The 17,779-nt window shown below is 72.0% G+C and carries 16 protein-coding genes; 4 read left to right on the top strand and 12 right to left on the bottom strand.

Annotation, left to right across the window (positions count from 1 at the left end; genetic code table 11):
- Window positions 1-71 precede the first annotated feature (71 nt).
- On the top strand, window positions 72-3,383 hold the full coding sequence (locus ACIHFE_RS13125; RefSeq protein ID WP_400105926.1) for a S41 family peptidase: 3,312 nt from the start codon (window positions 72-74) through the stop codon (window positions 3,381-3,383).
- A gap of 170 nt (window positions 3,384-3,553) precedes the next feature.
- Here ACIHFE_RS13125 and ACIHFE_RS13120 read toward each other — a convergent pair whose 3' ends face one another.
- The 3 genes from ACIHFE_RS13120 to ACIHFE_RS13110 all read right to left on the bottom strand — a co-directional run bounded on the left by ACIHFE_RS13120 (window position 3,554) and on the right by ACIHFE_RS13110 (window position 6,283).
- Window positions 3,554-3,775 carry a hypothetical protein gene (locus ACIHFE_RS13120; protein WP_400105925.1) on the bottom strand — a complete coding sequence of 74 codons (222 nt, stop codon included), beginning with the start codon at window positions 3,773-3,775 and terminating at the stop codon, window positions 3,554-3,556.
- Between the two features lie 76 nt (window positions 3,776-3,851).
- On the bottom strand, window positions 3,852-4,739 hold the full coding sequence (locus tag ACIHFE_RS13115) for an SDR family oxidoreductase (protein WP_400105924.1): 888 nt from the start codon (window positions 4,737-4,739) through the stop codon (window positions 3,852-3,854).
- Window positions 4,736-6,283, bottom strand: a complete 1,548-nt coding sequence (locus tag ACIHFE_RS13110) for a flavin-containing monooxygenase (protein WP_400105923.1) — start codon at window positions 6,281-6,283, stop codon at window positions 4,736-4,738. Before ACIHFE_RS13110 ends, ACIHFE_RS13115 begins: the two co-directional genes overlap by 4 nt.
- A gap of 148 nt (window positions 6,284-6,431) precedes the next feature.
- Here ACIHFE_RS13110 and ACIHFE_RS13105 point away from each other — a divergent pair, with 148 nt between their 5' ends.
- A complete protein-coding gene (locus ACIHFE_RS13105; protein ID WP_400105922.1) occupies window positions 6,432-7,181 on the top strand; it encodes a MerR family transcriptional regulator in 750 nt (249 codons plus the stop codon).
- On the opposite strand, the gene ACIHFE_RS13100 is transcribed toward ACIHFE_RS13105, so the two are convergent.
- The 4 genes from ACIHFE_RS13100 to ACIHFE_RS13085 form a co-directional block, all read right to left on the bottom strand.
- Complete coding sequence (locus ACIHFE_RS13100; protein WP_400105921.1) at window positions 7,150-7,539, bottom strand: VOC family protein; 390 nt, start codon at window positions 7,537-7,539, stop codon at window positions 7,150-7,152. The genes ACIHFE_RS13105 and ACIHFE_RS13100 overlap by 32 nt on opposite strands.
- 103 nt (window positions 7,540-7,642) lie before the next feature.
- Window positions 7,643-7,864, bottom strand: a complete 222-nt coding sequence (locus ACIHFE_RS13095; protein WP_400105920.1) for a DUF397 domain-containing protein — start codon at window positions 7,862-7,864, stop codon at window positions 7,643-7,645.
- Window positions 7,861-8,688, bottom strand: a complete 828-nt coding sequence (locus ACIHFE_RS13090) for a Scr1 family TA system antitoxin-like transcriptional regulator (RefSeq protein WP_400106075.1) — start codon at window positions 8,686-8,688, stop codon at window positions 7,861-7,863. The genes ACIHFE_RS13095 and ACIHFE_RS13090 overlap by 4 nt, the downstream gene beginning before the upstream one ends.
- Before the next feature lie 665 nt (window positions 8,689-9,353).
- Window positions 9,354-10,145, bottom strand: a complete 792-nt coding sequence (locus ACIHFE_RS13085) for an exodeoxyribonuclease III (RefSeq protein WP_400105919.1) — start codon at window positions 10,143-10,145, stop codon at window positions 9,354-9,356.
- Between the two features lie 67 nt (window positions 10,146-10,212).
- Between ACIHFE_RS13085 and ACIHFE_RS13080 the strand changes: the two genes are divergently transcribed.
- Complete coding sequence (locus ACIHFE_RS13080) at window positions 10,213-10,689, top strand: GNAT family N-acetyltransferase (RefSeq protein WP_400105918.1); 477 nt, start codon at window positions 10,213-10,215, stop codon at window positions 10,687-10,689.
- A gap of 56 nt (window positions 10,690-10,745) precedes the next feature.
- Here ACIHFE_RS13080 and ACIHFE_RS13075 read toward each other — a convergent pair whose 3' ends face one another.
- Window positions 10,746-11,966 (bottom strand): ATP-binding protein, encoded by a 1,221-nt coding sequence (locus ACIHFE_RS13075; protein ID WP_400105917.1) that lies wholly within the window; start codon window positions 11,964-11,966, stop codon window positions 10,746-10,748.
- Between the two features lie 21 nt (window positions 11,967-11,987).
- Window positions 11,988-12,437 carry a hypothetical protein gene (locus ACIHFE_RS13070; protein ID WP_400105916.1) on the bottom strand — a complete coding sequence of 150 codons (450 nt, stop codon included), beginning with the start codon at window positions 12,435-12,437 and terminating at the stop codon, window positions 11,988-11,990.
- Window positions 12,438-12,636: 199 nt separating this feature from the next.
- Between ACIHFE_RS13070 and ACIHFE_RS13065 the strand changes: the two genes are divergently transcribed.
- Window positions 12,637-14,817 carry an alpha-N-acetylglucosaminidase gene (locus ACIHFE_RS13065; RefSeq protein WP_400106074.1) on the top strand — a complete coding sequence of 727 codons (2,181 nt, stop codon included), beginning with the start codon at window positions 12,637-12,639 and terminating at the stop codon, window positions 14,815-14,817.
- 57 nt (window positions 14,818-14,874) lie between these two features.
- On the opposite strand, the gene ACIHFE_RS13060 is transcribed toward ACIHFE_RS13065, so the two are convergent.
- From ACIHFE_RS13060 to ACIHFE_RS13050, 3 genes are all read right to left on the bottom strand, one after another.
- Window positions 14,875-16,260, bottom strand: coding sequence for a hypothetical protein (locus tag ACIHFE_RS13060; protein WP_400105915.1), 1,386 nt, complete (start codon window positions 16,258-16,260; stop codon window positions 14,875-14,877).
- 143 nt (window positions 16,261-16,403) lie between these two features.
- Entirely contained in the window at window positions 16,404-17,231 is an 828-nt protein-coding gene (locus ACIHFE_RS13055) for a putative RNA methyltransferase (protein ID WP_400105914.1), read from the bottom strand.
- Between the two features lie 40 nt (window positions 17,232-17,271).
- Window positions 17,272-17,766 (bottom strand): nuclear transport factor 2 family protein, encoded by a 495-nt coding sequence (locus tag ACIHFE_RS13050; protein WP_400105913.1) that lies wholly within the window; start codon window positions 17,764-17,766, stop codon window positions 17,272-17,274.
- Window positions 17,767-17,779: the final 13 nt, after the last annotated feature.

Raw genomic sequence — 17,779 nt, 5'->3', positions numbered from 1 at the left:
AGCCGATCGAACGAAACGGTTTCGTACTGTACGAGCGTACGTCCGGGTCAAAGCGAAACCGGACCGTTTCGATGGTGTTCTCCATCACGGACCGAGTTGCCGGGCCCCTGCGGCCTCGAAACCATGGAGAAGTGACCGATGCCTATCTGCGGTTCCCCCACCTCCATGGCGATCTGCTCTGCTTCATCGCCGAGGACGACCTGTGGCTGGCCTCGCTGTCCCCCGCCGCCGGACGGGCCTGGCGGCTGACCGTGGACCGCACCCGGCTGGGGCACCCCCGCTTCTCACCGGACGGACGGAACATCGCCTTCACCAGCTGGCGCAGCCTGGACCCGGAGGTCCACCTGGCGCCGGTGGACGGCGGCCCGGCACGCCGCCTGACCTACTGGGGCAGCACCGACACCCGGGTGTGCGGCTGGACGCCGCCGGACCACGAGGGCCACAGCGACATCCTGGCCGTCTCCTCGCACGGCCAGCCCTTCTCCTATTTCTCCTGGGCCTACCGGCTGCCCACCGACGGCAGCCCGGGCGGGCGGCTGCCCTGGGGCCCGGTGGCCGACATCGCCATGCGCGGCACCGGGGACACCCCGGGCCACACCCTGCTGCTGGCCGGCAAGCCCCCGCATGAACCGGCCTCCTGGAAGCGCTACCGGGGCGGGGCCATGGGCCGGCTCTGGCTGGACGGCACCCGGCTGGTCCCGGACATCAACGGGCATCTGGACTCGGTGATGTTCGTGGGCGACCGGATCGCCTTCCTCTCCGACCACGAGGGCGTGGGCAACCTCTACTCCTGTCTGCCCGACGGCTCCGATCTGCGCCGGCACACCGACCATGACGCCTGCTACGCCCGGCACGCGGCCACCGACGGCACCCGGGTCGTCTACCAGTGCGCCGGCGACCTGTGGCTGGCCGAGGACTTCGGCCCCGGCGGTACCCCGCGCAAGCTCCAGGTGCGGCTGGGCGGTCCCCGTGCCGGGCGGCGCACCTACCAGGTGCAGACGGCCTCCAATGTGGACGCGATCGGCGTGGACACCACCGGCCGGGCCAGCGCGGTGCAGGTGCGCGGCAGCCTCTACTGGCTCACCCACCGCGACGGCCCGGCCCGGGCCATCTCCGACACCCCGGGGGTGCGCACCCGGCTGCCCGAGATGCTCGGCTCCACCGGCCGTATCGCCTATGTGACGGACGTCCAGGGCGAGGACGCCATCGAGATCACCCAACTGCCCAGCGCCACCCACGCCCTGGAGCCGCACCGGGTGGCCGCCGGGCAGATCGGGCGGGTGCACGAGATGGTCGCCTCGCCGGACGGACAGCGGCTGGCGGTGGCCGCGCACGACGGGCGGCTGCTGCTGGTGGATGCCTCCGAGGACGGTGAGGGACAGGTCACGGAGCTGACCGAGTCGGCCAACGGCCCGGTGCGCGACCTGGCCTTCTCCCCCGACTCCGGCTGGCTGACCTGGTCGCAGCCCGGCATCGGCCGCTCGCTGCGGCAGATCAGGATCGCCCGGCTGTCGGACCGGCTGACCGTGGACGTCACCAACGGCCGCTTCGAGGACGAGCAGCCGGTGTTCACCCGGGACGGCCGCTATCTGGCCTTTCTGTCCTGGCGCGGCTTCGACCCGGTCTATGACGTGCACACCGGGGACCTGTCCTTCCCGCTGGGCTGCCGCCCGTATCTGGTGCCGCTGTCCTCGGCCACCCCCTCGCCGTTCGCGGTGTCCGCCGAGGGCCGCCCGGCCGGCGGCGGGCTGGACCTGGACGGGGGCGAGGGCGAGGGCGGGGCGGTGATGGTGGAGACCGAGGGGCTGGAGAACCGGGTGACGCCGTTCCCGGTGGCCGCCTCCAAGTACTCCTCGCTGCGCCCGGTCAGCGGCGGCGGACTGGTCTGGCTGCGCTGGCCGATCTCCGGCGCGCTGGGCGAGACCTTCGCCAACCCGGCCGACACCTCGGGCCGTCCCACCCTGGAGCACTTCGACCTCACCAAGGCCAAGCGCACCGAACTCACCAGCTCCATCGACTGGTTCGCGGTCAGCGGCGACGGCAGCCGGCTGGTGGTCAATGACGAGGGCGACCTGCGGGTGGTGCCGGCCACCGACACCGCCGACCTGGAGTCCACCGTCTACATCGATATGCGGCGCATCCTGCACGAGGTGGACCCGGCCGCCGAGTGGCGGCAGGCGTACGCCGAGGCGGGCCGGATCGTCCGGGCCTACTTCTGGGAGCCCGGGATGTGCGGCATCGACTGGGACGGGGTGCTGGAGCAGTACCGTCCGCTGGTCGAACGGGTCGCCTCACCGGACGAGTTCGCCGATCTGCTGCGCGAGGTACTGGGCGAGCTGGGCACCTCGCACGCCTATGTCACCCCCTCCCGCCGCAATGAGGGCCCGCCGCACTACCAGCGCGCCATCGGGCTGCTGGGCGTCAACCTCACCCACCGGAAGGACGGCTCCTGGACCGTGCGCCGGGTGCTGCCGGGCGACTCCTCGGACCCCAAGGCCCGCTCCCCGCTGGCCGGTTCGGGCATCCATGAGGGCTGGGCGCTCACCCATGTCGACGGACGGCCGGTGGACCCGGTCACCGGCCCCAACCCGCTGCTGGCCGCGGCCGGCGGCACTACCGTGGAGCTGACCTTCCGGCCCCCGGACGGCGAGGGGCCGCCGCGCCGGGTGGCGGTGGTGCCGCTGATCGACGAGCGGCCGCTGCGCTACCAGGACTGGGTGGCCAAACGCCGGGCGGTGGTAAGGGAGTTGAGCGGCGGCAAATGCGGCTATCTGCACATCCCCGATATGGGCGGCTCCGGCTGGGCCCAGTTCAACCGCGATGTGCGGATGGAGATGTCCCGGCCCGCGCTGATCGTGGACGTCCGGGGCAACGCCGGCGGCAACATCAGCGAGCTGGTGGTGGAGAAGCTCACCCGCACCATCATCGGCTGGGACCTCACCCGTGACGCCCAGCCGGTGAGTTACGCCTCCAACGCCCCCCGCGGCCCGATCGTGGCCATCGCCGACGAGATGACCTCCTCCGACGGCGACATGATCACAGCGGCCTTCAGACTCCAGGGCATCGGGCCGGTGGTCGGCCTGCGCACCTGGGGCGGAGTGGTCGGGATGACCGGCCGCCACCGGCTGGTGGACGGCACCTCGATCACCGTGCCGATGAACGCGGCCTGGTTCGACGCCTATGGCTGGGGCGTGGAGAACCACGGGGTGGAGCCGGACATCGAGGTGGACCGCACCCCGCTGGACTGGGCGGAGGGCCGCCACAAGCAGATGGACGACGCGGTGCGGCTGGCGCTGGAGCTGCTGGAGCGGCATGGCGCGGCCACCCCGCCGGACTATTCCGACGTCCCCGACCTGCGCCGTCCGCCGCTGCCGCCGCGGTGAGCCGTGGTTCCGACCACCGGGCCGCGCCCGGCGACGATACGGCGTCTGCCGACGACCCCCGTCGCTCGACCGCGGGCCGCGGGTGGCTGGTCGCGCAGTTCCCCGCGCCCCTTACGGGGAACGCGGAAGGGGCGCCCCTGGCCATGGGGGCGCCCCTCACCGCAGCGGGACTACTGCTCGTCGATGTCCTGGATGTCGTCCAGCGACTGCTGCCGCGACTGCTGACCCTGCTGCTGGCCGCGCTGCTGCTGCTGTTGCTGCTGCTGGCCACGCACCTTGTCCTGCGACTGCTGGCCCCGCTGCTGCGCCTGCTGCTGAGCCTTCTGCTTGGCCTGCTGGGCCTTCTGCTTGGCCTGCTGGGCCTTGTTCTGCATCTCGTCCTTCATGCCCATGTGCGTTCCCTCCTGGGGGAGCTCGGGGTTCGGGCCGCGACCAGCCTCACACGCCCGGATACGCACCGCATGTCGATCAGTGACGCTCCGTGCGCGCCGCCTCGTCCGCGGCCCCGCCCGCGCCCACCAGCCCCCGGCCGCGCACCGCCGCCAGCCTGGGCGCCAGCTCCCGCAGCCGCCGCCGGGCACCCAGCGCCAGCGCCCCGGGCAACAACCCCCGAACGGGCTGCATCCCACGCAGCCAGCCCTGCCCGTAGACATGCGCCGAGCGGCGCTCGATGCCCGCCACCAGCCGGTCCACGGCCGGGCCCAGCGGATAGGTGCGGTTGGCCGGCCAGGGCAGCCGCCCGCGCAGCTCCCGCATCAGCTCGTCCTGGTCGGCGCCGCGCACCATGTCGGTGTCGGTCCAGCTGAGGTAGGCCACCCCGACCCTGATCCCCCGGTGTCCGACCTCCGCGCGCAGGCTGTGCGCATAGGCCTCCACACCGGCCTTGGAGGCGCAGTAGGCGGTCATCATCGGCGCCGGGGCGATCGCGGCCAGCGAGGCGATCTGCAGCAGATAGCCCCGGCCGGCGGCCAGCGCGTCCAGGAAGGCACGCCCGGTCACCGCGCTGCCCACCAGATTGACCTCGATCACCCGCCGCCAGGCGGCCGGATCGCTGCCCTCCAGCGGCCCACCGGTGGCCACCCCGGCGTTGGCGACCACCACATCCACCCGGCCGAAGCGCTCCTTCACCTCGGCCGCCACCCGGCCCATCGCCTCCGCGTCGGTCACATCGGCGTACCAGTGCCCGGCGTCCCCCGGCAGTGACTCGGCCACCCGCCGCAGCTCCTCCGGCTCCAGGCCCACCAGCGCCAGGCGCGCCCCGCGCGCCGCCAGCCGGCGCGCCAGCAGTTCGCCCACGCCGCGCGCCGCCCCGGTGACCACCACCACCTGCCCGGCCAGTGGCGCCCGGGGGCTCATCGGGCGTCCTCACGAGTGGTGGTACCGGCCGTGGAGCCGGCCGCCACCGGGGTGCGCCGCCCGGCACCCGGCGGCCGCAGCAGCCGGTATTCCTGGAGGTCCACCCGCCGGGTGGCGCGGCGGAACTCCGCGGTGGTGCCCGGCCAGACCACGGTGTTGCGCCCCTGGGCGTCCAGATACCAGCTGGTGCAGTTGCCGGTGTTCCACACCGAGCGCTCAAGCCGCCGCTGAAGCCGGCGGTTCCAGGCGTTGACCGCCGAACGGCGCGCGTCCAGGGCCGCCTTGCCGCCCAGGGTGTCCAACTGCCGCAGGAAGTCCACCAGATAGTTCAGCTGGGACTCGATGATCAGGATCATCGAGCTGTTGCCCAGCCCGGTGTTGGGGCCGATCACGGTGAGGAAGTTGGGGAACCCGGCCACGCTGGAGCCGCGCAGCGCGCCCATGCCGTCCTTCCACTCCTCGGCCAGGGTGTGCCCGGCCTCCCCCACCACCCGCTCGGCGATGGGCAGATCGGTGACATGAAAGCCGGTGCCGAAGACGATGGCGTCCGCCTCGGCCCGGGTGCCGTCGGCGGCGATCAGGGTGGAGCCGCGCACCTCGGCCAGCCCGGAGGGCACCAGGTCCACATTGGGCCGGACCAGCGCCGGATAGAAGTCATTGGACAGCAGGATCCGCTTGCAGCCGATGCGGTAGTCCGGGGTGAGCGCGGCCCGCAGCGCCGGGTCCTTGACCGTGCGGTGCAGATGGGACTTGGCCAGCCACTGCACCGTCCGCAGCTCGCCCGGCCGTTTGGCGAAAGCGCTGACCTGCCACTCCCGTACGCCCCACAGCACACCCCGGCGCAGTTTCCCGGTGACGGGCAGCTTCTCGTGCAGCCAGCGCTCGGCGGCGGTGATCGGACGGTCAGCGCGCGGCAGCACCCAGGGCGGGGTGCGCTGGAAGAGGGTGAGCCGCTCCACCACGGGCTGGATGCCCGGCACCAGCTGGATGGCGGAGGCGCCGGTCCCGATCACCGCCACCCGCTTGCCGCGCAGGTCGTACTCGTGGTCCCAGCGGGCGGAGTGGAAGACCTTGCCGGGGAAGGAGGCCAGCCCCGGCACCTCCGGAATGCTGGGGTCGGCCAGCGGGCCGGCGGCGGACACCACCACATCGGCGGTGAGTTCACCCTGTGAGGTGCTCACCTCCCAGTGCAACCGCTCGCCGTTCCAGCGCAGTTGCCGCACCTCATGGCCGAAGCGCAGATGTGGGCCCAGCCGGAAGGTCTCCGCGACCCGCTCCAGATAGGCCCGGATGTGCTCCTGTCCGGAGAAGGCACGCGGCCAGGCGGGGTTGGGCGCGAAGGAGAAGGAGTACAGATGGGAGGGCACATCACAGGCACAGCCCGGATAGGTGTTGTCCCGCCAGGTGCCGCCGAGCGCCTGGGCCCGTTCCAGCACCACAAAGTCGGTGACGCCCGCGCGGCGCAGCCGTACGGCCGCGCCCAGGCCGCCGAAACCGGATCCGATCACCGCCACCCGGACGTGCTGACGATCACGTTCGGTCATGCTCGCCGCCTCTCGTGTCCCACACGAAGCTGCCAGCGTTCACTGGCAGGGTCCGAGCGTAGGACAGCCGGGCGTTCGCCAGTAGGCCCTGGGCACAAGGGATTTGACAGCGCTCGGCGACACCGGGTGCGCACCCTAGACTTCGGCTGTGGAGGACGAGCGAGCTGTGCCGGACGATCCGGACGACAAAACCGCCGGCCGGGGCCGGGAGTACCGTGCGCCGGAACTCGCCGAGGCGGCCGGCATCACGGTCCGCACGCTGCGCTTCTACCGGGAGCGGGGCCTGCTGCCACCGCCCCGCCGGGCGGGCCGGATCGCCTGGTACGACGACCGCCATCTGGCCCGGCTGCACACCGTGGCCGCCCTGCTGGAACGGGGCCATACCCTGGGCGGCATAGCCGAGTTGCTGGCCGCCTTCGAGTCCGGGCGGCGCGATGTGGGCGAACTCCTGGGCCTGCGGGAGCCGTTCGCCGTCCCATGGGCCGAGGAGACCCGGGTCCGGCTGACCCCGGGCGAACTGGCCGACCACTTCGCGGGCCAGGTCACCCCGGAGAATCTGGCCGCCTCCCTGGACATGGGCTATCTGGCGGTGGACGGCGAGGAGATCGTGCATATCAGCCGCCGCCTGCTGGATGCCTCCGCCGAGCTGGTGCGCGACGGCGTCCCGCTCTCCGCCGTACTGGAGGCGGGCCGCCGGGTACGCGTCCAGGCGGACGCCCTGGCCGAGACCTTCACCGCACTGGTACGGCAGCACCTCGCGGACGGCGAGGCGCTGTCATCGGAGCTGGAGCGGCTGTGGCCGCTGGCCCGGACGGTGATCGAGGCGGAGGTCTCCCTGGCGCTGGCCCGCCGGGTACGGGCGGAGGTCAGCGCGCCGCGCTCCCGTACGGACGGGTGATGATCTCCAGCACATGGCCGTCCAGGTCCCGGAAGTAGGCCCCGCGGCCGCCGTCGTGGTGGTTGATCTCCCCGGGCCGGTCCAGCATGGGCGACGGGTAGTAGGTCACCCCCGCCGCCTGGATCCGGCCGAAGATCTCGTCGAACTCCTTCTCCGAGACCAGGAAGGCATAGTGCTGGACGGCGATCTCGGCGCTGTCGCTGGTCGCGTAGTCCAGGGTCACCCCGTTGTCGGTGGCCACCGGGATGAACGGACCGAACGGAGCCTTGACCTCCAGGCCGAGCAGCCCGGCCACGAACTCGGCGGCCGCGTGCTTGTCCCGGGAGTGGACGATGGTGTGGTTGAGCTCAACCGGCATGCTTCCATGCTAGGCGCTCCGCCGGGATCGCGGAGGTGAATCCGTGGGCCGTTTACGGCCAGTCGCGCGGGTCAACTGGCCGTACCCGTCGTGCGAAGGGGGGTCAGCAGGCCGGGAGTTCGCCGCTCTGAACGCCGTCTATGAACGACGCCCAGGACAACGCGGGGAAGACCAGGGCAGGGCCGTGCGATGCCTTGCTGTCGCGGACGGGAACGTTCCCGGACGTTGCGATGCGAGGGGCCCATTCAAGGCACTGTCCGCCCTCTCCGCTGCTGTGACTTGACTTAACCCACTCCGCGCCGGAGAGATCAACGGTGGTGCTCATCTTGGTAGCTCCTCCATCACCTTGCGCAACTCAATCAACGTGTTCTCCGGCGAGAGAGCGTCAGCGCGCAACCGGTCGTAGTGCCCGCTGGCCTTCTCCACCATCGCGGCCGAGTCGATGACCCGTCCCATGCCCAGTGCTTCCGTGTAAAGGGTGGTGGGCCGGTCCTCGAACTGGAGCAAGGTGAACGGCTCACCCGCCGGTGGTGCCCCCGTGTTGAACGGGAGCACTTGAAGGGTGACATGGGGCGACTCGGCCGTTTCCAGCAGGTAGGCCAGTTGATCCCGCATGACATCCACACCGCCGACGGTGCGCCGCAGGCATGACTCGTCCAGGATCAACCACAGCAGCGGAGGGTTGTCCCTGTCCAGCACGTCCCGGCGCCGCAATCGGGCGCGCACCTTCTCCGCCGTAGCCGCTGGGTCGTCCCGGGGGAAGGAAGCGCGGAAGAGGGCATGCGCGTACCTCTCGGTTTGCAGTATCCCCATGACGAGATACGCGCTGAAGTCGAGAATGTGAGTGGCTACGGCCTCAAGGTCGAGGTACGGCTCGAACCATTCCGGATGCCCCCGCCTGCTCGCACGCTTCCACTGCCGTTTGAAGCTGCCCGGCGTGCCGAACACTTGGTCGCAATGGTCCGCGAAACCTGGGGAACCGACGCGATCCCCCTTCTCGACCATGGCTACGTACGACTGCCCGTACCCCGCGCCCGCACCCAGCTCACGCTGGCTCATGCCGCGCATGATTCGCCACGCCCGCACCTCTTCCCCATAGGAAGAACCCGAACTGTTGGCCGACTCAGCCACAGCGCAACTCCCCTTCATCACACCTCAGTTGTGATGGGTCAAACCCTGTCGCCAGGTGCTCGTGACGCGCAACTCTGTCTCACCTACACGGGAGTTGCCCGGCTGGGATGGTCGGGACACACGGAGGTTGGAACGCATGACCGGGCAGCGGGACGGCGATCGGTCGGCAGCGAGGATGACGCTGCGGGTATCCCTGGACGGTGGGCGCACATGGGGGCCGACGACATATGTGCAGCACGGCAAGGAACCGGCTGCTGAGACGCAGCGCTGCACGGAGTGCGCCCGGATCAAGGCTGAGCGCGCGGCAGCCGGCGAGCGGGGCGACCGGAGCAAGGTCAGTGACTGCATCGTGCTCATGGGTCGGCACCTGCGGGAGGCGCACGGATGACGCAGGGAAACGCCATGGGCTCTACGCCGCGTTCGGCCTGTAACGGGACCGGGTACGTGACCGTTGACGGGCTGGTGAACCAGGAGGGATCGGGATGTGCAGCAAGTGCTTCGGAGTGGGCTACATCAACGAGGAGCTCCCGAACGGCACGAAACTGGTTCACGCATGTCCTGCGTGCAACGGCATGGACAGGGCGGGCAAGCCGGACAGTCGGCGCGCGGAACCGCGCAAGCCACCACCTGGGGAGCGCCGCTGACCCCGCGCCAACGGAACAAGGGCTCTCCGCGGCCCTCCGCTACCTGTCAAAGACGGCCGTCACCGGCGCATGGTCGCTCCACCGCTCCGCATGACTGTCCGCCCGCTCCACCCGGGCCTTCAGCGCCCGCGCGGCCAGTCCCGGCGAGGCCACCAGATAGTCGATGCGCCAGCCGGAGTCGTTGTCGAAGGCCCGGCCCCGGTAGGACCACCAGGAGTAGGGCCCGTCGACGTCCGGGTGCAGCGCGCGCACCACGTCCGTGTACTCCTCGAAGACCTTGGTCAGCCAGGCCCGCTCCTCGGGCAGGAAGCCCGCGCTCTTGCGGTTGGCCTTCCAGTTCTTCAGGTCCGCCTCCTGGTGCGCGATGTTCCAGTCACCGCAGACCAGCACCTCACGGCCGGCGGCGGCCGCCCGGGCCTTCAGGGCCACCAGGTAGGGCAGGAACTCGGCCATAAAGCGTTCCTTCTCGTCCTGCCGCTCGGTGCCCACCTCGCCGGAGGGCAGATAGAGGCTGGCGACGGTGACGCCGGGCAGGTCGATCTCCAGATAGCGGCCGCTGCCGTCGAACTCGGCCGAGCCGAAACCGGTGCGCACCGCGTCCGGCTCGCGCCGGGAGTACACCGAGACGCCCGCCCGTCCCTTGGCCGCCGCCGGGGCGTGGAAGGCGTACCAGCCGGCCGGCTCCCGCACCTCCTCGGGGAGCTGCTGCGGCTCGGCGCGGACCTCCTGGAGGCAGACCACATCCGCCTCGGTGGCCGCCAGCCACTCCACAAAGCCCTTCTTGGCCGCGGCGCGCAGCCCGTTCACATTCACGGTCGTCACGGTGAGCATTCCGGAACGATACCGACTTCCCGGACGGCCCGTGCCCCGGCGGCGGAGGCTGCGTACGATCCCCGGCATGCGGATCCTGCCGGTCGGCTACGACCACCCCGACGCCAAGTCCCTTGATGGCCAAGCCCAGCAGGAGTATCTGGCCCGCTACGGTGCCGTCGATCTGGCCGCCATGGACCCGGCGGAGTTCAGCCCGCCGCGTGGCCTGTATCTCATCGCCTATGCCGGGGACGGTGCCCCGGTGGCCACCGGCGGCTGGCGGGCCCAGGACCGGGCGGACGAGGGGTATACGGACGGCGACGCCGAGATCAAGCGGATGTTCACGGTGGAGGCGGCCCGCGGGCGCGGGCTGGCCCGGCGCATCCTGGCCATGCTGGAGGACAGCGCCCGGGCGGCCGGCCGGCTGCGGATGGTGCTGGAGACCGGCCTTGAGCAGCCGGAGGCGGTGGCCCTGTACGCCTCGGCCGGCTACCGGCCCACGCCGGGGTTCGGCCTCTACCGGTACGCGGACCACAGCCAGTTCTTCGCCAAGCGCCTGGCCTAGGGCCCGTAAGGGGAGCGACCAGCCACAGACGGCCCGCACCCAGAACACAACCGCGGTCATCCGGCGTCAGGCAGCCGCTCCGAGCCGCTCAGGTCCAGCGTCGCCCGGGCGCCCCCGTCCCAGGGGTTGGCGAAGTCCAGCCGGGCGCCCAGCACCCGGGCCTGGCCGGCGGCGATGGTCAGGCCGAGGCCCAGACCGTTGCCGGAGCCGGTGCGGAAGCGCTGCGGTCCGCCGTGCAGCAGCTGGTGGGGGAAGCCGGGGCCGGCGTCCCGGACATGCACCACCGGCCCGTCCACCTCCACGGTCACCGGTGCCGAGCCGTGCCGGAAGGCATTGGTGACCAGATTGGCCAGTATCCGCTCCACCCGGCGGGCGTCCGTCTCCACCAGGCTCTCGCGCACCACCTCGACCCGGACCGTCTCCTGCTCCGGCGCGGCCGCCCGCACCGCGCGCCGGGTGAGCTCGCCCAGCGCCCTCACCTCGGTCTCGGCCCGCTCGGCGTCGCCGTCCAGCCGGGCCACCTCCAGGACGTCCGCCAGCAGTTCGCTCACCCGCCGGACCCGGTCGCGCACCATCTCGGTGGCCCGGCCCTCCGGCAGCACCGCGGCCGCCGCCACCAGCCCGGCCACCGGGGTGCGCAGCTCATGGGAGATATTGGCGGTCACCTCGCGCTCGGCCTGCAGCCGGGCGGCCAGCGCGTCGGCCATGGAGTTGACGGCCTCCATCAGCCGGGCGATCTCGTCCTTGCCGCCGCGCGGCCGCAGCCGGGCGGTGAGGTCGCCCTCGGCGATCCGCTCGGCGATCCGGGCCGAGGAGTTCAGCCGCCGCCCGGCCACGGTGGCCAGGCCGACGCCCACCACCCCGGCGAAGCCGGTGCCCAGCCCGCCGGCCACCAGCAGCACATCGTCCAGGTCGCGCAGATTGCGGGTCTCCCGGTTGTACGGGCGCTTGACCACGATGATGTCGTTGCCCAGCCGGCTGGCCGCCCAGAGGGTGGGGTCACCGCCCCGGTCGTCCAGATAGGTGGCCCGCTTGCCGCGCTCGGCCGCCCGGCGCAGCGGCTCGGGCATCCGCCGGGGGTTGACCAGGGTGTGCGGCCGCCAGTTGGTGCCCGCCGCATGGTCCTCCACCGCCGAGACCAGCCGGCCGTCGAGGGCGTCCCGGGCGGCGTCCAGCTGGTTGGCGGCGGTGCGCTGGTGCACCACCAGACCCATCAGGACGGCGACCAGCGCGGCGGTGACGGTGATCGCCACGCCGATCTTCGAACGCAGTCCCATACGGTCAGGGCTCCTCGACGGCTAACGCTTCGGTACGAAGAGCCGCAGGTCGCGCAGCTCGTTGTGCTGTTCCGGGGGCAGACCGTCGGCGATCACCACGGCCCGGCTGTAGTAAGCGGAACGATCCTGCCGCACCAGTCCGGTCAGCTTGACCTCGGCCCTGCTGGGACGGGTCCCACAGCCCGGCATGCACCAGGTGCCGGACACCTCCCCGGTCGCCTCCGCGCTGGGCCCGTCCCAGCTCCGCCAGTGCAGCCCGGTCAGCCGGACCGTGCCGCCCACCTCGAAGGAGGCCGGACGCCGCAGCCCGGGACGGCCGGGGCCCTCCACCACAAAGGCGGTCACCGGGCCGGTCGCCGGACTGGCCGCCGGTCCCGTGATCTTGAGCCCGGCCGGGTCACCACAGCCGGTCAGCAGCGCACCCAGCAGACCGGCGGCGGCGATGCCGCGAGTCGCGGTGAGTGGTCGCACGGGCTTCCTCATGGCTGGGGGACAAGCAGGGGGACGAGCCGGACGGGGCAGGACTGTCTGGTGGGGCCATTCGTGCCAAATGTAACCGGTGTGGTGGGGCGGCCCTTCGCGCCCTTGACGCTTCGCGGTCGTCGGCTCATAGGATCTCCGCGCTCCAGTGGTCCAGCCAAGGAACCGCAGCGCCATGGGAGGTCACCCCATGCACATCGCCCGCCGCACCCTTCTCGGAGCCTTCGCCACCAGCGCCGCGGCCGGAGCCCTGGCCGCCTCTCCGGCGCAGGCCCGGCCCCCCGGCGGCGGGGCCGCCGCCGCGGCCCTGGCCCGGCTGCTGCCCCGCCACCACGACCAGGTCACCTTCCGCTCCCTGCCGCGCCACGGCGGCGCCGACGCCTACCGGGTGACCGGCACCGCGGGCCGGATCCTGGTCGAGGGCAGCACTCCGGCTGTCCAGCTCACCGGATTCCACCGGTATCTCAGACACACCGCGCACGCCCACTTCTCCTGGTCCGGCGAGCAGACCGGCCTCCCGCGCAGTCTCCCCGCCGTCCGTACCCCCCTGACGGCCACCGCCAACGTGCGCCACCGTTTTGTGCTCAACGACACCAACGACGGCTACACCGGCCCGTACCAGGACTGGGACTACTGGCAGCACGAGATCGATGTGCTGGCCCTGCACGGCTTCAACGAGGTGCTCGTGTACGCGGGCGCCGACGCCGTCTATCACCGAACGTTCATCGAACACGGTTATAGCGACGCCGAGTTGCGGCAGTGGGTTCCCGGCCCCGCGCACCAGCCCTGGTGGCTGATGCAGAACATGGCCTCCTTCGGCGGCCCGGTCTCCCGCCAACTGCTGGACCGCCGCACGGCCTTGGCCCAGCGGATCGTCGGCCGGCTGCGCGAGCTGGGCATCACCCCGGTGCTGCCCGGCTACTACGGCACCGTCCCGCCCGGCTTCGCCCACCGTGAGTCCGGCGCGCGCACCATCCCCCAGGGCGACTGGGGCGGCTTCCCGCGCCCGGACTGGCTGGACCCGCGCACGGCCGCCTTCACCAGGGTCGCCCGCACCTACTACCGCGTCCAGCGGGAGCTGTACGGCGCCACCTCCATGTACAAGATGGACCTGCTGCACGAGGGCGGCACCCCGGGCGACGTACCGGTGGGCGCCGCCGCCAGGGCGGTGGAGAAGGCGCTGCGCACCGCCCACCCCGATGCCGTCTGGGCCATCCTGGGCTGGCAGTCCAACCCCCGCCGGGAGATCGTGGACGCCGTGGACCGGTCCCGGATGCTGGTGCTGGACGGCCTCTCCGACCGCCGGCCCTCGGTCACCGACCGGGAGCAGGACTGGGGCGGCACGCCCTATGCCTTCGGCTCCATCTGGAACTTCGGCGGCCACACCGCCATGGGCGCCAACACCCCCGACTGGATCCGCCTCTACGACCGCTGGCGCACCAAGCCCGGCAGTGCGCTGCGCGGCATCGCGCTGATGCCGGAGGCGGCCGACAACAACCCGGCGGCGCTGGCCTTCTTCGCCGGCCTCGCCTGGAGCGACGGCCCCACGGACGCGGCCGGCTGGTTCCGGGACTGGCCGGTCTGCCGCTATGGCGCCGAGGACCCCGGTGCCCGCCGGGCCTGGGAGGTACTGTCCCGCACCGCCTATGGCACCACCCGGGCCGATGGCTGGAGCGAGGGCGCCGAGGGCCTGTTCGGCGCCCGCCCCGACCTGGCGGTGGCACACGCCGCCAGCTGGTCACCGGGCCAACTGCGCTATGACGCCCAGGAGTTCGAACGCGCCCTGCCCGCCCTGCTGACGGTGGCCCCGGCGCTGCGGCACAGCACCGCCTACCGCCATGATCTGCTCGATGTGGCCCGTCAGTGTGTGTCCAACCGCAGCCGGGCCCTGCTTCCGGCCCTGAAGTCCGCCTACGAGGACGGAAACCGCACCCGTCTGGCCGCGCTCTCCCGCCAGTGGCTGGGCTGGATGGACCTGCTGGAGGAACTGGTCGCCACCGACGCCCACCATCTGCTGGGCCGTTGGACGGCCCAGGCGCGCTCCTGGGGCTCCTCGGCCGCGGAACGCGACCGGCTGGAGTACGACGCGCTCTCGGTGCTCACCACCTGGGGCCCACGGGCCTCGGCCAACGGCGGCAAGCTGCACGACTATGCCAACCGTGAGTGGGCCGGGCTGGTCGGCGGCCTCTACCGGCTGCGCTGGGCCACCTATCTCAAGGAGCTGGACGCCGCCCTGGCGGCCCGCCGCAAGCCCAAGCCGGTCGACTGGTTCGCCCTGGAGGACCGCTGGACCCGCCACCATGGCGCGCTGCCCAGCACCCCCAAGGGCGATGTGCTTCAGGCGGCCCGCAAGGTAGCGGACCGCCTGTAGCTGTTGCGTGTGACCGCGAGCCGCCGGTGGCCGGTCGCGCCCCCTACGGGGTGCGGCCTACCGCCCGCTCCCCGCCAGGAACCACTCCTTGTGGATCCCCGGCAGGGCCAGCTTCCGCTCAAAGATCGGCGTACCGAAGATGGCCAGCTTCAGCTGCAGCGCACCGTTGACATCGATGCCCCCATACGCGCCCCACTTCCCCTTCACCTTGGGCGCGTCCGTGCTCACCGACACATCGCCCTCGGCCCGCAGATAGGGCGCGACCTCGCCGCTGACGCCCACCGTGCCGTACAGACCGAGCTCCGCCTCCGCGCCCAGCGCGGCCTTGACCTTGCCCTCACCCGAGGCGCTGGCCTTGATCGGCGACCCGCTCATCTTCGACTCGCTGACCGGCTTCCAGCCCGCCGCCCGGCTGTAGGACCCGCCGACCTTGAAGTCGCCCTTGACGTCCTGCTTGACGTCCACGGTGACCTTTCCGTCCGCCTCCACCTGGAGGTAGCAGGTCAGATCTGTGTTGATCACCACCGGCACCGGTCCGACGTTGATCACCGGCGTGGCGTGCAGCTTGGCGAAGGGAATCCGCACCGGCTTGGAGACGGACGCCTCGCCCTTGAGCTCCCACTGCGACGCCCAGTCGCCCTTGAGCGCCAGCGAGGCCGTACCGGGCGCCCGCCCGCCGGTGCCCCGGCCGTCGTACGAGAAGTCGACCTCCGGCGCCAGCTGGACAAAACCCGCCACCGTGGCGGAGGCCGAGGCGGGCGCGTCCTTGGGCGTGCTCAGCCCGGTGCTGACGTCCAGCCGCAGATTGCCCATCGGCAGCTGCGCCCCCTGCGGACCGAAGTGCAGGTCACCCTGCTTGGCCCAGGACACCTTCACCCCGTCGACCAGCGGCAGCACCTTGACAGCCGACGGGTCGACGGCCGCCTTGCCCGCCGCGTTGGCCTCGCCCAGCAGCGCGTTGAGGTTGGCCGGCTCGGTACGCACCGCGGTGCCGTGCTCGGTCTTGCCCTCCACCTTGGTGACCTTGGCCAGCACACCGTTGGGCGCGCCCGGCGCGGGCGCGCTGGCGATCACATCGCCGACGGCCACCGCGGGCTTGGCGGCGGGCTTGGCCGCCTTCTTGGCGCCATCGGAAATGACCGCCCGTCCGCTGTGCTGGTCGAAGGAGGCGACCTTCAGCGAGGACTTCCGGGCCTGCGGCGCCGGGGCGGAGGAGTCGGACGAGGCGTCATCGGCCTGATGCGCCACCGCACTCGGCACGGCCACCCCGGCCGGCGCGGCGGCGACCGCGAGCTGGGGTTCGTCGGCGGGGGCGGAGGACGAGGGCGCCTGGCCCGCGCCCTTGGCGTCGGAGTGGCCGGAGCCGGACGACGAGCAGCCGGCCAGCGCGAGGGAGGCGATGGTCAACGCCGGTATGAGTACGTTCCGTTGGGACGCGCGCAAGTGGGTTCCTCAGGGGGCAGGAGGTGCGCCGGCCCCCGCTCCGGCCGCACGACAGCGGACACCTTGCGATTACTCGCAGGTAACGACGCACGATCCTGTCATGCGGCGGGAACGCCGCGCCGCCGCCCAAACGATGATCTACGTCACAGCGCCCGGTACACCGCCACCCGGCAGGAGACCGTCACCGCCGCCGGTACCGTCAATTGCGCGATGCGCCGCCGCAGTTCATCCGGGTCCACATGGTGCGCGCTGGGCCCCATCAGCACCAGGTTTTCCATGTCCCCGGCGCCCAAGTCCACGCGGTACTCCACCAGTTGTGCGTCCGCCGGCCGGAACCGGTCACCCAGGGAGCGCCGCAGCCGCTCCTCCTTGGCCTCGTCCACCGTCAGCAGACCCGCCGGGCCGCGCAGTTCGGACAGATGGCGCGGCGTCGGCGTCACCACGACCAGCGCCCCGCCGGGCTTCAGCACCCGGTGGAACTCCGCGCCATTGCGGGGTGCGAAGACATTGAGCACCACATCCACCGTGCCGGACCGCACCGGCAGCGGCTGCCAGACGTCCCAGGTGGCCGCCGTGGCCCGGGGGTGTGCCCGCCCGGCCTGCCGCAGGGCGAACTTGGACAGGTCCAGCCCCAGCCCGGCGGCCTCCGGCACCGCCTCCAGGGCGGCGGCCAGGTAGTAGCCGGTGCCCGCTCCGGCGTCCAGCAGGGTGCCGCCCGGCGGACAGCAGCCCGCCACCGCCCCGGCGACCGCGCGGGCCAGCGGCGCGTAGTGCCCGGCCGCCAGGAAGGCCACCCGGGCCCGCACCATGTCCGCGGTGTCCGCGCTGCCCGTCCGCATCCCGCCGGTCAGCAGCCCCACATACCCCTGGCGGGCCACATCGAAGGTGTGCCGGTTGGCGCACCGCAGCGCATGGCCGGCGGGCACCAGATCTTCGCGACAGACCGGACAGACAAGGACGTTGTTGAGCACGCCCGAGGCTAACACCGGCCGGGAACGCCCTTGGCACCACTCAACGCGGGGCCGTGCCCGTCCCGTTCAGCTCGCGCAGCGTTTGCTCCGCCTTCGCCGTGCGCACCCGGGGCCCCTCCCCCTGGGTCCACACCGCGCGTACCTCCAGCCGCCGGAACCGCCAGCCGGCATCGGTGCGCACCACCTCGCCGGAGAAGGTGCCGCCCACCACGAACCGGCCGTCCGCGGTGTCCAGATGCACATGGGTCATCAGGGCGTTCCAGCGCACGGTGGCCCGGTCCCCGTCCAGGTCGATCAGGTGGTTCGTCCCGATGTGCTGGGTGCGCCGGAACTTGGCCATGGTCGCGCGCTCGGCCTCGGCCAGCCCGTCCAGCCCCTGCTGGTCGCCGACCGGCGTGCTGATCCGGATGTCGGCCGTGAACAGCCCCCGCGCCCAGGCGTCATCGAACCGCGCCTCGTCCAGGCTGCGCAGATAGCGGTCGATCAGGCCGGTGATCTCGGTGTGGTCGGTCAGGTCCTGGAGGGTAAGGGTCATCTGGAGTGCTCCC

It is taken from the genome of Streptomyces sp. NPDC052396 (genome assembly GCF_044593195.1).
Classification (GTDB): domain Bacteria; phylum Actinomycetota; class Actinomycetes; order Streptomycetales; family Streptomycetaceae; genus Streptomyces.
Note: the sequence above shows the minus strand (reverse complement) of the source record. Positions and strands in the feature narration are given on the sequence as shown.

Coding starts and splice junctions, on each gene's coding strand:
- ACIHFE_RS13125 (WP_400105926.1), top strand. CDS start 72: ATGGTGTTCTCCATCACGGACCGAGTTGCCGGGCCCCTGCGGCCTCGA.
- ACIHFE_RS13120 (WP_400105925.1), bottom strand. CDS start 3,775: ATGGGCATGAAGGACGAGATGCAGAACAAGGCCCAGCAGGCCAAGCAG.
- ACIHFE_RS13115 (WP_400105924.1), bottom strand. CDS start 4,739: ATGAGCCCCCGGGCGCCACTGGCCGGGCAGGTGGTGGTGGTCACCGGG.
- ACIHFE_RS13110 (WP_400105923.1), bottom strand. CDS start 6,283: ATGACCGAACGTGATCGTCAGCACGTCCGGGTGGCGGTGATCGGATCC.
- ACIHFE_RS13100 (WP_400105921.1), bottom strand. CDS start 7,539: ATGCCGGTTGAGCTCAACCACACCATCGTCCACTCCCGGGACAAGCAC.
- ACIHFE_RS13095 (WP_400105920.1), bottom strand. CDS start 7,864: ATGAGCACCACCGTTGATCTCTCCGGCGCGGAGTGGGTTAAGTCAAGT.
- ACIHFE_RS13090 (WP_400106075.1), bottom strand. CDS start 8,688: ATGAAGGGGAGTTGCGCTGTGGCTGAGTCGGCCAACAGTTCGGGTTCT.
- ACIHFE_RS13085 (WP_400105919.1), bottom strand. CDS start 10,145: ATGCTCACCGTGACGACCGTGAATGTGAACGGGCTGCGCGCCGCGGCC.
- ACIHFE_RS13080 (WP_400105918.1), top strand. CDS start 10,213: ATGCGGATCCTGCCGGTCGGCTACGACCACCCCGACGCCAAGTCCCTT.
- ACIHFE_RS13075 (WP_400105917.1), bottom strand. CDS start 11,966: ATGGGACTGCGTTCGAAGATCGGCGTGGCGATCACCGTCACCGCCGCG.
- ACIHFE_RS13065 (WP_400106074.1), top strand. CDS start 12,637: ATGCACATCGCCCGCCGCACCCTTCTCGGAGCCTTCGCCACCAGCGCC.
- ACIHFE_RS13050 (WP_400105913.1), bottom strand. CDS start 17,766: ATGACCCTTACCCTCCAGGACCTGACCGACCACACCGAGATCACCGGC.